This is a genomic window from Psychrobacter sp. R86515 (assembly GCF_042466315.1).
GTDB lineage: Bacteria > Pseudomonadota > Gammaproteobacteria > Pseudomonadales > Moraxellaceae > Psychrobacter.
In genome coordinates, this window is record NZ_JAXHCC010000001.1 from 295,583 (window position 1) to 309,070 (window position 13,488).

Here is a 13,488-nt window from a genome sequence, read left to right on the forward strand (position 1 = left end):
AAGTCGTACCAATACCATGAATAAAAAAATACCCAAATGCGCTAGCATTCGGGCAGGAGGAAAATTGTATCTTGGGCATCCTGATTGATCAGGCTTTTTATTTTTTGGAGGTCTACTGTTTTTAGCAACTATGTCTAACTTAAACTTGACTCTTTAACTGGTTCAGAAAACCTAATTTTAAAAATAACTATTAGGCTCCCATTATTGATAAGACTGATTATTGGCTTTTGGCATAATTATCCATAGGATGATATAAATCAAAATGCCTGGTACTGCTGCGCTTAACGATGAGATAATGACAAATAATACTCTCACCCATGTTGGTGACCAACCAGCATATTCTGCAATGCCACCCATCACACCTGCTATCATGCGATTGTTTGGTGAGCGATGTAATTTTGCTAACTTAGCCAAATCAAATACCTCTCTATTTTCTATTCTTGTTTATTTTTTTAGTCTATTTTTCTGATTTTCTTACGTATTTAGCTAAAACATTATCTTACTTTGCTAACTTACGAATCAGTATATCAATAATTCAGGATTTATCTGTTGAAGGTATAGCAGTACTTTGTGAGTTTATGCTACTCAAGCTTACCCTAATCTGTCATAGCACCATGCAAGCCCCTGATTTTAAATAGTTATTTCAAAATGTTTCAAAACTACCTTTGTTGCTATAACCTTGCAATCTAGCTTTACATATCTTATTATTTTTAATTTAATCAAAGAGATAAGCTCGCTTTATAACGCTAAAATCGAGTCAAACTTTTGATAGTCTGAATAATCTTTTAGCTGACCAATTTTACTCGATTAAAAGAACTCTCAATTAAAAAACCTGCGATTCCTTGTACATCCGATATACCTTATTTTTACAATAACCCACCTGCAAATCCTCCAAAACCTTTATACCATGCTGATAAGCAACTCAGATTTCAGATATTCCATGATGAAAGTTAGGACAGTGCTCAACTATTAGATAAGAATACCTTTACGAAGAATAGTAGAAGTAAAGAACGTGGTTGGTATTACGATTCTTAATAGATTTCTGCTTTGGATCTTGATAGATGTCTAGTTTGGATCATTTAACTTAGACAGCATCAGCCATATTTTTTGGAATAGACATAGAACACTGAGATTAGAATAAAAAAATAATAAGGATAACTATGTACGATACTGGATTAATGATTGGACATTTCGAGCCCCTACATTTAGGACAGATGCGCAGCATATTGGATGCAGCAGGACAAGCCAAAACCTTGCATATCGTCATTATGGCGCATCCATCGCCGCATCCTGATTTTACCATTACCCTACAAGACAAAGCGCGTTGGCTACAGATGGCCTGTGCCGACTTGCCATTTATTCATATTCATACTACTCATGAGATCGAGCTACCGCTGCACGAACATCTGTATAGCACTAGCGATGGTGTCAGTATCGACGTCACTACTAGTAATGCCAAATTGCAACGCTTAATGGACGCACTATCACTGTCAGCAGAGACTGTATTGTTTATGGCAGACAACCATCCGCTCACTCGCAATGACATACAAGAGCAGTTGCTTTTGCCAGTCGTTACTACGCCGCTACAGCCGGAATTTGATTCTTATGCGATTGCGCGTGATCCAGTTGCCCATTGGTCAGCACTTCACCCACAAGCGCGCGTCGACTATACCAAGACTGTCGCTATCGTCGGCGGTGAAAGCTCAGGTAAGACAACGCTAGTCCATAAGCTTGCCAATTATTATGGTGCTAGCTTTGCCCTAGAAATGGGTCGCCTATATGTCAGTACAGATTTGGGTGGTAGCGAGGTTGGATTACAGTACAGTGATTATGGCCCTATTTGTCTCGACCATGCTGAGGCAATCCGAGAAGCTAAAGCCAATGCAACGGCCCCTATCACCATCGTTGATACTGACTTTGTCACTACGCAAGCATTTTGTGAAGAGTATGAAGGTCGCACGCATCCTTTTGTAGCTGCTTGTATTGATGAGTTTCGTTTAGACCACACCATCATGCTAGATAACAATACGCCATGGGTTGATGATGGTATGCGATCTTTGGGCACGCCTGAAGCTCGTGGACGCTTTGAGCAGCGTCTGATAGATATTTTTGCACGTCACGATATTGCGCCGCATATGATCGATCAGCCCGACTATGATGCTCGCTATCAGCAAGCACTACTATTTATTGATCAATATATCTATGGCAAAAAATCATAAGCTGTACTGAGCATATTTATAATAATTTATTCAACTAGCACATGTTATTTAACATGCACACTTTATTCAACTAGCGCATGGTAGTTAGCACTATATTGATATCAGTATTTACTTTAGGGGAAAAGCGATGCGTATTCAGCTATTGGACAACATCACCGGAAAATGGGCAATGCAATGGATTATCATTTGGTTTATTTGTGGTGTTCTTGCCTTATCCGCAGGTTTTTGGCTCACGACAGACCATACCACGCTTGACTGGTTTTATTTAGCGGTCTCGTTCATTGGTTTGGTTTGCGTGGTCTCGCTATCATTCCGCAAAAACGTTATGGGCAATGGCTTTGGTATGGGGGCAACGGCTGGCGAAGTCATCGTACAGGCAACGTCTGGCGCAGTTGGTTTGATGCTTGCTCCATTATTTAACTTTTTTACCCATGTTTACGGTATCTTCTATTGGTCCAAACACACCGATCCTGATGGCGACATGATACCTAAATCAGCAAGTAAAGCTGTCTGGTTAATCACTGCTGCATTTATCATCGTTGGACTTGCACTGTTCCCTACGGTAAATGACTTATTAGCAAGCTATGGTTATGCGGTCGTACAAGATGATAGTAGTCTGTTTTTGGGATTTATCTCTTTCTTTTGGATTAATGTGATTGCCTTTGTGCTTTCTATTACCGCTCAGGCAGCTATGATTCTGCGTTATTCATTTAACTGGTGGTTGTGGATTATCGTCAATTTTGTTTGGCTCATTGTGAATCTGATGTCTGGCAACTATATTTTTGCTATTCAGACTATGGTGTATCAAGTAAACGCTTTTATCGGCCTCTATGAATGGCATCGCAGCGAGCAAGGATAACGCGTCTCTTATACAAAAGAACCCTTAGGAGTTTGAATAAAATCTTGCTGACATATTGCTATTAGGGCGTGTCCTCATTTTAAAAATGGTGATAAAAATGAGATAAATTGCCGTCAAACAAGGAAAATGGCGCAGATAATATCGAGATATTAGTCAGCTATTTGACACCGTTTGGCAAGATTTAGCCATTTTTAACCCATTTAGATAATTATCGATTGAATTGAGGACACGCCCTAGTACGAGTGAGCTTGACTGTGCCGTCTATCAGATAACATGGTAGACAGGCGCAATTAGTGCTACAACTGATATTAACAATCATCTTCGCATTGAGTTTAGTAGCGAGTCCATTAGCGAGTATGAGTTACTCATCTTATTTACTAACAGGGAGGTTAGTATGTCTCGTCAACCAAAAATGTCCAAACGTACGCTAGAGCAATGGCTTAGTGAGTACTCTGTCAGTCACCAAAACTTGGTCAATAAAAAAATCCATTGGCTATGTGTGCCAACTATCTTTGTCAGTCTGCTAGGTATGGGTATGTCATTATCTGTGTGGTTTACCTTGGTGCTTAGCGCATTGGTATTACTGTTTTATATGCGTTTATCTACGCCGCTGTTTTTAGCAATGGGAATATTTATTCTTATCTGTCTGTCAGTGATGGCAGCGATGCCATGGGGCTTTAAAGCATGGGCAGCGGTATTTGTCGTTGCATGGATTGGCCAGTTCATTGGTCATAAAATCGAAGGCAAAAAACCTTCTTTCTTTAAAGATTTACAGTTTTTGTTAATTGGTCCAGCATGGGTGGCTAATAGTTTGATGCAACGCAAATAGTCGTCAATTTCTGCGCAATCTCTGTAAGAATGTAGCTTAGCTGCAGGCTATTGATAACCTCTACAATCTTGACCCTCAACAAAAGAATGTCACCAATAAAAAAGCGCCGCCCAGCAATTACTGAGTGGCGCTTTGTTTACGTAAGCTTTTAGGACTGTATAAAATAGAATAAACTAGCTTATATTAAGCACCAAAAACTTTCATACGCTCTTCAACTGGCTTGAATGCTTTTTCGCCCGCTGGCTGCTCAATCGTTCCAAATACCAATTGTGCATTTAGCGTCCAGTCTTTATCGATATCCCAAGCGCTAGCTACTTTTTGATCGATTACTGGATTGTAGTGTTGTAAGTTTGCACCAACATCGATACTGGCTAGTGCCGTCCAGATAACATATTGATGCATGGCGCTGGTTTGACTTGCCCAGATTGGGAAGTTGTCAGCATATAGTGGCGCTGCTTCTTGCATGCCTCTGACGACTGCTTGATCTTCAAAAAACAGTACCGTACCAGCACCGTTACGGAAACCATTGACACGCTCTTTGGTCGATTTGAACTTATCTTCGTCACCAACGATTTCGCGTAATGTATCTTCGGTCATATCCCATAACTTACGATGATCATCGCCAAACAATACAACGATACGCGTAGATTGCGAGTTAAACGACGATGGCGTGTGCAAAATAGCATGTTCAACTATTTTCACGATTTCGTCGTTAGCTACTGGCAGTTGGTTGCTTAGCGCATAGATAGAACGACGTTTCTCTGCTAGCTGCTGTAGTGTTGTTAAATCTGACATAGTGTTTCTCCATATTGTTAGTAAAATAATTGTTAATAAAAATAATTTTTAGCGTTAATGGTTATTGATATAAGTGCTTTAATTGATAAAGAGCTTTGTTCTTGACTACATAAATAGTGGTACTTCCATCACTAGCACACGGCTAGCTACTGTTGCGTCCATCGTAAAGCTCTGAATATCCCAAATGCCAAGGCCGTCACGAGCAGACAGGACTTGGCCATTTATCACGACTTCACCGCTGAGGACAAATACGTAGACACCGTTGTTAGGATTATTTAACTGGTAAGTTTGCGATATACCTTCGTCAAAATCACCCATGCTAAACCAAGCATCTTGATGAATCCAAACCCCTACATCATCGGCATTAGATGATAGCACTTGGCTAAACTCGTTAGGTCGCAGGATATCGCCCATATGCACCTGCTGATAACGCGGTGCGACATTCATTTTGTTTGGCATCACCCAAATTTGCAAAAACCTCACAGCCTCTGCATCGTCACCGTTCATTTCACTATGGGTAATGCCTGTACCCGCTGACATCACTTGAATTTCACCAGTCTCTATGACGCCCTCGTTGCCGATACTGTCGCCATGAGCGAGCTTGCCGGATAGAGGAATACTGATAATTTCCATGTTTCGGTGCGAGTGATTGCCAAACCCTTGACCGCCAATGACAAAATCATCATTAATAACGCGTAAGGCACCAAAGCCCATACGCTCAGGATTGTGATAATTGGCAAAGCTAAAGGTATGTCTACTTTTAAGCCAGCCATGATTGGCATCGCCACGTGAGTCTGCTGCATGATAGATTGTTTTCATTATTTATCCTTAGCTATCAACAGATTAATCCTATATATACTTATTATCGATTAATCTATTTAAACAATGGGCTTATTATAATTATTAATTCTACATAGATAAACAACGCTAAATGCAATTAACTATTCTGTTTTGTAGAACAATCAGAGCAGTTTTAACGTAATATTGATTTTTTACATATATTAGCACAGCTAACTTTATATAAATTACTTTAAGTTATGCTTATATAAAAAACTGTCTGCTGTTGAGATTTTCTGTGAAAATGTTCATGACGCTCTTTATTTGAAAGTACCCATTCATGATTGTTCTTCGTAAGCGTATAAGAGGTAACTCAGCTACTGATTGTTTATCGCTTATTGTCTATTGAGTAAACACCCGCACCATGAGCAAAAATCATCAAAAATCCACCAGCTATCGCGACGTTCTTCATAAATGAATTCATTTGCGATTCATCAACCCAGAACTGGTGAAAAATAATGGCTGATACTATATTAAAACCTACAAATAGCATGGCACTCAGGCGAGCTTTATAACCTAGCAAGATAGCGATACCACCTAGTACCTCAAACGCGATTACCAATGGTAGTAACATACCAGGCACACCTACTGACTCCATATAGCCTTGAGTAGTCGCATAATCTGTGATTTTACCAATGCCTGCAAAGATGAAAATGACTGATAATAATAGACGACCGAGCGGTGCGCTCAATTGCTGTAATTTGTCCATAATAATGCTCCAAAAGTGTGTTTAATCATGTCTCTAAGTAGAGAATAGCGCGATTATAGGCGTTGACTAGCATGGGATAAACAGCAATAATCACAAATATAAGTTCTTGGTGTAAGAACAATCATGAGGCATCGATAATGGGTCAATTAGAAGACATGGCGATGTTTGTACGCATTGTTGAGGCAGGTAGTATTACCAAGGCTGCTGAGCAGTTAAATATTGCAAAATCAGCCGTCAGTCGCCGACTTAAAGAATTGGAAGAACGTTTAGGCAGTCAACTAATCAGCCGTACTACCCGCCAATCTAAATTGACGCAAGCTGGCGAGCAATACTATCAGCAAGTGAACAATATCTTGCGTGCGGTTGACGCTGTCAATGAGCATGCTACTGATGCTCCTATGCGTATTGAAGGTACGCTAAAAATGACAGCGCCGTTGTCCTTTGGACTCATGCATCTGAACGATGTGATTGATAAATACGCCAATAAACATCCCAATCTGAGATTCGATCTGGATTTTTCTGACCGACGTATCGATTTGATTGAAGAAGGCTATGAGTTGGCCATTCGAATCGGCGAGTTACAAGATTCTAGCTATCAAGCCAAGCAGCTTGCATTGATTCGTTGTGTGATTTGCGCCAGTCCCGACTACTTAGCAAGAATGGGCACGCCTGAGACGCTAGACGATTTAGACAACCATGCGCTGTTGCAATACAGTCTCGGTCAAACCAATAGTATAAACTTGGTGGATACTGAAGGCAGAAGTCATCATCGTACGATAGATGCCAAAATCAAAGCCACCAATGGTGAGTTCTTAGTGGATTTGGCAGTCAAAGGTCATGGGATTACTTTTGTACCGACTTTTATTGCTTATAAACAACTGGCGCTGGGCGAGCTTGTACCTGTCTTCCAACACTATCAATTGCCAACCCTAACGGCTTATGCTGTTTATCCAAAGAATCGTTTTTTGTCGCAGCGTTGTCGTTACTTGATTGATTTTATTGCCGAGCAATTCGGTGACAATCCGTACTGGGATCAGTATTAGTCCATGTTTCTGTTATTCCTAACGATATCAATTGCTACTGACTACGAGCCACCTTCCCTTCTTTAACCCGACTAATCGTCAGCCCCGTGAACCCGAATAGCAACGTCAGTAGCAATGACAAGTAACAGAAGAACGCATAAGGTAGATAGTCTAATACCGGCACCCCTAACGCCTGACTGATAAACACCCCGCACACGCTCCAAGGCACTAATGGATTAATCACCGTTCCCGCATCCTCAATCGTCCGCGACAAATTCTTAGGATGTAGGTGTAGACGCTCAAACGTTCGAGCGAAATGCCGTACCTGATAGTAGAATACTCAAGTACTGCTCACCAATCAGCACGTTAATGCTTAGTGCCGACATCGCTGCCGCAAAGATAGCTCTTCCTGAAGTCGTGAGTGTATCCTTAATACCAGATAGCAGTGCTGGCAAAATCCCTAGTGCCGTTAATAACCCACCTAAGCTTAATGCCAGTATCACAATCGCCTGAGTAAAGAACATACTCTGTACACCGCCACGTGACAGCATACCACCTACCTCACCCAACTCTAATGACTCAGCAGGGGCATAGCCTGCAAACAGATAACCACCCAATTGACCAAAGCTTGGTGAACTATGGATATAAGTAATAATCAGTGCCACTGCTATAGTACAGATAATCGTATAGATCGCATTGACCCGAAACAGTGCTAACCCAACCAATACCACAAACGGCAATACCGAGTACCCATGCACCAGACCACTGTCTATCAGCTGACCTTGCAATATAGTCACTTGACTCAGATCAGCACTAGTCGTTTGTCCTGAGAACATCCAAAACAAGATCACCGTGAGTATCCACGCAGGGACTGTCGTATACATCATATTGCGAATGTGCTCAAACAGATCGATACCAACGACAGAGGAAGCAATAGTACAGGTATCAGATAATGGCGACATCTTATCACCAAAGAACGCCCCTGATACCACTGCCCCTGCTGCTATCGCCACATTGGCATCAAAGGCATTACTCATACCAATAAAGGCAACACCCAATGTCGCAGCAGTCGTCAAACTACTACCCAAGGCAATACCGATAATGGAGGTTAGGACAAAGGCGGAGATATAATAATACTCAGGTGAGATAAGCTGAAAGCCTACATACATCAGTGTGGGAATCGCTCCTGACATCATCAGAGCCGCAACCATCAGTCCAATAAAGAAGAACAAATAGATGGCACCAATACCGCGCATGACACCTGAGGCCATTTGCGCTTGCATGTCATCAAAGCTGAGACCTTTGTACATACCGATAGCCAGTAGCACACAGATGGCGAGGATAAGAGACAGATGAGGCACCCAGCCAAAGCCGATCATGGTGATACCCATGATACCGATGACGATGGCGGATATAATAAAAGCGAGCTTGGCACTGATTAATGTGAGGGGTTTTGGTGGCATTGGATGCCCTTATGTTGCTATAGGTTTAATTCGTTCAGGTATTAGGGTGTGCACATCCATTTTTCAATATTGATAACCTCTGTCCTACTTATAGTTAGCTTTAGCCTTTGCTTTCTATACTTCCACTATCAGCTGACTTAGGACAGATTTTACACATAAAAAAAAGCCTCACTGTGAAGTGAGGCTTTTTGCGCTTTTTCAAGCCATATTTGGAGCGGGAAAAGAGATTCGAACTCTCGACCCCAACCTTGGCAAGGTTATGCTCTACCACTGAGCTATTCCCGCTTAGTATCAATCCGCAGCGTTGTTAACAACTACTCCGTCTCGATAGGCTGGCTATTTTAGCAAATATTCTGTGGGTGTCAACACCTTTTTTAGAATTTATTTCTAATATTTTTAGCTAAATGCCCTTTTTATCGGATAAATCAACATAAGCAATTGATTTAAAAACAGGAATTAATTTTAATTAAATGAAAAATATTTCACATTAATTATAGGACTTTAAGTCTGAGCTCTACTTCCTTTAGCTTCATAATGGTCATAAGACAATCGATAAAAGAAAAACTTACTATTTTTACTCTAATAAAAAGATATCGCACTTACAATCATACGCTTTATTGTTACTTTTCCTATCTTGGTTTTAAGTGGTTAACATTATTATACTTATGTCCAATGGCAGTTAAGGTAGACTTTTACTGTTTAAGCGGATGAATGAGCACTACTAAAAGATTAATAAACACGGCTCCAATATCTGCTGCACTATTTTTCAACTTGTTTGACTTTACGTTTTTCCAACTTATAGAGAGGATATTTTTATGAAGAAGTTATTAACCACGACAGTGATGGCCGCTTCGTTGTCAGCACTGACCTTAACTGGTTGTACCAGCACTACCAATTCTGGCGCAGTTGGTGTTGATCGTCAGCAGTTGCTATTAGTGTCTAGTGAGCAAGTATTAGCACTATCTGCCCAAAGCTATGCTAAAACAATACAAGACGCAAAATCAAAAGGTGTGCTAGATACCAATACCGCTCAACTAAACCGTTTAAAAAATATTGCGAATCGCTTGGTTGGTCAAGTTGGCGTCTACCGCGCTGATGCAGCCAAATGGCAATGGGAAGTACACACCATTAAGTCTAACGATCTAAATGCATTTGTGGTGCCGGGTGGTAAGATTATGTTCTATTCAGGCATCATCGATCGTCTGAACCTCACTGATGATGAGATTGCTGCCATTATGGGTCATGAAATCTCTCATGCATTGCGTGAGCATTCACGTGAGCGTCTGTCACGTGAGTATGCAACCCAAACTGGTATCGGTCTGGCTGCTAGTATATTTGGCCTATCACAAGGACAGGCTGAGTTAGCTGGTACTGCTGGTAATTTAGGCTTGAGCCTACCCCACAGTCGCACTCAAGAAAGCGAAGCCGATCAGATTGGTCTTGAGCTGATGGCACGTGCAGGTTATAACCCTCAGGCGGCTGTTACCCTATGGCAAAAAATGCAAAAAGCCAGCCAAGGTGAGCCACCACAATTCCTTAGCACTCACCCAACGAGCAGCAGCCGTATCGCAGAGTTACAGTCATTGATGCCAAAAGTTACGCCTCTATATCAACAGTCGCGCCGTTAATAAGTAGCTAATTAGCTACCTTTACGCTTTAGCAGTGCGTGTTTAGATATCATAGAAGCAAAGTACAGCCACAGTGTTGTGCTTTGCTTTTTTAGTTATAGCCATACATAACAGGTTTTATAATTGGCAAGCATTGCAGGTGATAAGCATTGTAGTTGATAAGTACTGTAATCGGCAGGATTTGCAATTGATCGATTTGGCAATCGCACGCTATCCCGCTTACCGTGTCTGTTATAATACCGATAAATATTATTTGCAGATTGCCCAATCAAATTGCGCAAAATACATTGAAGGATTGTTATGAGTACCACACCTACTGCCGACGCACTTCATGCCGAATTACAAGCGCTTGCGCCGCAGCACATCGAACTGCTCAATGAGTCGATGTCGCATGCCGGTTACTTTGAAGGTAAAGAAAGTCACTTTAAACTTACTATCATTAGCGATGCATTTGAAGGTAAACGACTGGTCGGGCGTCATCAGCTTATATACGGCTTAGTCACGCCTTTGCTCACTTCACAAGGCGGCAAAGTGCATGCCCTCGCTATCCATGCCTATACTCCGACAGAATGGCAAGGTCAAAGCCCTGCGAGTCCATTATGTGCTGGTCAAAACAAATAGCCGACTGGATTTGAATCGCAACTACATATTTTAAATTAGCCTATATACTGCAGTTTTAGAGGGAGCAATATTCAATGAAACATCTACATATGCTGATGGCAGCGCTGACTGTTGTGCTATTTTTATATCAAAGTTACTTAGTACTCAGCGCAGACCGCCGCGCACCACGAGCAGTCAAAATAGCCACACATATTATCTATGCCCTACTTATCCTGTCAGGTGCGATGATGCTAATGCAATTGATGGGTGCCAACGCTCCCGTCCAGTGGGTATTTGCCAAAATCATCTTACTGATCGCGGCTATTAGCTCAAGTATCAAAGCGTTTAAGGTTGATGCGACACCTGTGCAAAGAAAAACAGGTATCCTTATTGCTGCCGTTGCTTATATCGGGATCGTCATACTTGCCATTGCCAAGCCAGCAAACTTATTTTAATAAGCGATTTTCTTTATTACTAAGCAACCGTTTTAGAAAGCTATCGATATTTTGATGACATGATGCGAAAATTTTTCATCATCGATGGATTTTCAATATCTTAGTTGCGCTATTTTTGCTATCTTAAATAGATATAAATACAATCACTTAGCCTACTGGAGCCATTATGAAAACGTTTACGACAGCGACACTACTAGCTGGCATTTTTGCGCTCTCAGGCTGTGCCTCTACTGGTAACATCACCCCGCAATATGTACCGCCAAGTACTTATCAAAATTATAATTGCCAAGCACTTAGCCAAGAGTACACTCGCGTCAACCGCTATGTCGAAGCGGCTCGCAATGAGCAATCTACCCTATCGGCATCAGGCGTCGGTGTTGGTGTCTCTGCCGGACGCTGGGGTATCTCGCCGAATATCAGCTTTGGTCTAGGCAAAAGTAACAATACCAAAGCACGTGATGCAAAATTATCGCGTCTCTACGGTGAGCGTGATGCAATTGTCCAGTCGGCGCGCATTCAGCGCTGTAGCTTTGCCAATGGCATCAAGATTTATGGTGAGTAAGGTTAAGCAAGTGCAAAGTTATCTGCACGATCAAGATGGTGTATGACACCATAAAATAGTACATGAAATAGCAAAAAGCCAATATGCAGATCGCATATTGGCTTTTTTATTGCTGCGATTTTTATAAGAAAACATAATGCTTGGATGATAAGCAATCTAGCCTGACTAATACTAAGACTGTAAGCTTTGCACCCACTGGATGATTTGATGACTTGGTAGCGCACCTGATTGACGTGCGACTTCCTTACCATTTCTAAAAGCAACCATCGTTGGCAAGCTGCGAATATTGTAAGGCGCGGCTGCCTGCTCGTATTTATCCGTTTGTACCTTAGCGAAGACCACCTGCGGTAATTGGCTAGCAGCGCTCTTGAACTCTGGCGCCATCATGATACAAGGCTGACACCAGCTCGCCCAAAAATCCACGATAGTCAGCACATCATTTTTTTGGATAACCTTATTGACTGTTTGCGCATTTAGCTCATGCGGACTGGCAGTCAATAATGGCTGACCACATTTACCGCATTTTGGCGCAGCGCTTAATCGTGCAGCAGGTACACGGTTGGTTGCTTGGCAATGTGGGCATACTAGATGAAAACTTTGCTCACTCATTATTTAATTCCTATTCTAATTATTTTGTTATTTCAAATACTGTTCATGATGTTTTTATCTAAAGGCTATTTACGTTGCTTGCTGTAGTTATAGTCTCGTTGCGTTGATTGGTAAATAATTTTAGCATAGTTAATTGGGCTTATTCTTTATGCCAGTTGCTGTGCCACACCGCTATACACATAGCTCATTGGTCTTGGGCCGGGCAAATACGCCTCGCTCAACTCGTCAATAGCAAACCCACCTTCTCTGATAAGCGCCGGAATATCGCGATCTAAATGACACCCACCTGCTATAGGTTTCCAAAAAGGTGTCAATCGATGCTGCCAACGCTCAACAGAAGAGTCTGGTGCCAGTCCATGCTCACAAAATAATAAGCGTCCGCTAGGTTTTAACACGCGCGCCATTTCTCGAAGCGCCGCTATTGGATCATCAATACTGCACAAGGTAAAAGTCATCACAATCGTATCAAATTGATCCGTATCAGCATGGATACCTTGTACATCGACAGCTATCACTTCAACCGGAATGCCAATGTCAGCCGCGCGCTCACGAGCCAGCGACTGCATTTGAGCCGCTGGATCCACACCGATGATAGAGGAGACTTTGTTAGCATCATAAAACTGTAAGTTCAGACCGCTACCAATGCCGATCTCCAACACCTTACCGAGCGCTTGCGGAACAATTTTGGAACGTGCTTTCATCACATTGCCTGTACTACAGGCAATATCTATCATCTTTGGCAACACATAGCGCTCGTAAGGGTTCATTGCTCTCTCCAGTTATTGCCGCACTTAGCGCTTGCAGGTGGTCATACATAGCATCTAAAAATGGACAGTCTATAGGTTAGCATTCTTATAGATATCAATCATACGATACTTACGTAGAGCTGCATCGGGTAATG

General features: G+C 41.8%; 14 protein-coding genes, 1 tRNA gene and 1 pseudogene. 8 read left to right on the forward strand and 8 right to left on the reverse strand.

The window, feature by feature from the left end:
- Positions 1-201: 201 nt before the first annotated feature.
- The gene (locus SJY28_RS01230; RefSeq protein ID WP_238052839.1) at positions 202-414 is read right to left on the reverse strand and encodes a PspC domain-containing protein; all 213 of its coding nucleotides are present in this window, start codon (positions 412-414) and stop codon (positions 202-204) included.
- 746 nt (positions 415-1,160) lie between these two features.
- Here SJY28_RS01230 and nadR point away from each other — a divergent pair.
- The 3 genes from nadR (at position 1,161) to SJY28_RS01245 (ending at position 3,907) form a co-directional block, all read left to right on the forward strand.
- Complete coding sequence (gene nadR / locus SJY28_RS01235; RefSeq protein ID WP_379543155.1) at positions 1,161-2,219, forward strand: multifunctional transcriptional regulator/nicotinamide-nucleotide adenylyltransferase/ribosylnicotinamide kinase NadR; 1,059 nt, start codon at positions 1,161-1,163, stop codon at positions 2,217-2,219.
- Between the two features lie 127 nt (positions 2,220-2,346).
- On the forward strand, positions 2,347-3,078 hold the full coding sequence (gene pnuC, locus SJY28_RS01240; protein ID WP_379543156.1) for a nicotinamide riboside transporter PnuC: 732 nt from the start codon (positions 2,347-2,349) through the stop codon (positions 3,076-3,078).
- 394 nt (positions 3,079-3,472) lie between these two features.
- Positions 3,473-3,907 carry a DUF962 domain-containing protein gene (locus SJY28_RS01245; protein ID WP_379543158.1) on the forward strand — a complete coding sequence of 145 codons (435 nt, stop codon included), beginning with the start codon at positions 3,473-3,475 and terminating at the stop codon, positions 3,905-3,907.
- Between the two features lie 183 nt (positions 3,908-4,090).
- On the opposite strand, the gene SJY28_RS01250 is transcribed toward SJY28_RS01245, so the two are convergent.
- From SJY28_RS01250 to SJY28_RS01260, 3 genes are all read right to left on the reverse strand, one after another.
- Positions 4,091-4,702, reverse strand: a complete 612-nt coding sequence (locus SJY28_RS01250) for a nitroreductase family protein (RefSeq protein WP_379543159.1) — start codon at positions 4,700-4,702, stop codon at positions 4,091-4,093.
- A gap of 105 nt (positions 4,703-4,807) precedes the next feature.
- On the reverse strand, positions 4,808-5,521 hold the full coding sequence (locus tag SJY28_RS01255) for a pirin family protein (RefSeq protein WP_379543160.1): 714 nt from the start codon (positions 5,519-5,521) through the stop codon (positions 4,808-4,810).
- A gap of 346 nt (positions 5,522-5,867) precedes the next feature.
- The gene (locus SJY28_RS01260; protein WP_379543161.1) at positions 5,868-6,248 is read right to left on the reverse strand and encodes a DoxX family protein; all 381 of its coding nucleotides are present in this window, start codon (positions 6,246-6,248) and stop codon (positions 5,868-5,870) included.
- 137 nt (positions 6,249-6,385) lie between these two features.
- Here SJY28_RS01260 and SJY28_RS01265 point away from each other — a divergent pair, with 137 nt between their 5' ends.
- A complete protein-coding gene (locus SJY28_RS01265) occupies positions 6,386-7,291 on the forward strand; it encodes a LysR family transcriptional regulator (RefSeq protein ID WP_201568728.1) in 906 nt (301 codons plus the stop codon).
- A 34-nt stretch (positions 7,292-7,325) separates the two neighbouring features.
- On the opposite strand, the pseudogene SJY28_RS01270 reads toward SJY28_RS01265, so the two are convergent.
- Both SJY28_RS01270 and SJY28_RS01275 read right to left on the reverse strand, forming a co-directional pair.
- Positions 7,326-8,733, reverse strand: a pseudogene (locus tag SJY28_RS01270) (Na+/H+ antiporter NhaC family protein).
- 210 nt (positions 8,734-8,943) lie between these two features.
- Positions 8,944-9,018, reverse strand: a tRNA-Gly gene (locus SJY28_RS01275).
- Between the two features lie 530 nt (positions 9,019-9,548).
- Between SJY28_RS01275 and SJY28_RS01280 the strand changes: the two genes are divergently transcribed.
- The 4 genes from SJY28_RS01280 (at position 9,549) to SJY28_RS01295 (ending at position 11,978) form a co-directional block, all read left to right on the forward strand.
- Positions 9,549-10,361, forward strand: coding sequence for a M48 family metallopeptidase (locus SJY28_RS01280; protein ID WP_057761502.1), 813 nt, complete (start codon positions 9,549-9,551; stop codon positions 10,359-10,361).
- Between the two features lie 300 nt (positions 10,362-10,661).
- The gene (locus SJY28_RS01285) at positions 10,662-10,982 is read left to right on the forward strand and encodes a BolA family protein (protein WP_379543162.1); all 321 of its coding nucleotides are present in this window, start codon (positions 10,662-10,664) and stop codon (positions 10,980-10,982) included.
- A gap of 74 nt (positions 10,983-11,056) precedes the next feature.
- A complete protein-coding gene (locus SJY28_RS01290) occupies positions 11,057-11,416 on the forward strand; it encodes a SirB2 family protein (protein WP_379543163.1) in 360 nt (119 codons plus the stop codon).
- 166 nt (positions 11,417-11,582) lie between these two features.
- Positions 11,583-11,978, forward strand: coding sequence for a hypothetical protein (locus SJY28_RS01295; RefSeq protein WP_057761508.1), 396 nt, complete (start codon positions 11,583-11,585; stop codon positions 11,976-11,978).
- Between the two features lie 171 nt (positions 11,979-12,149).
- On the opposite strand, the gene trxC is transcribed toward SJY28_RS01295, so the two are convergent.
- Complete coding sequence (gene trxC / locus SJY28_RS01300; protein ID WP_379543164.1) at positions 12,150-12,587, reverse strand: thioredoxin TrxC; 438 nt, start codon at positions 12,585-12,587, stop codon at positions 12,150-12,152.
- Between the two features lie 146 nt (positions 12,588-12,733).
- Complete coding sequence (locus tag SJY28_RS01305; protein ID WP_379543165.1) at positions 12,734-13,354, reverse strand: class I SAM-dependent methyltransferase; 621 nt, start codon at positions 13,352-13,354, stop codon at positions 12,734-12,736.
- Between the last annotated feature and the right edge of the window lie 134 nt (positions 13,355-13,488).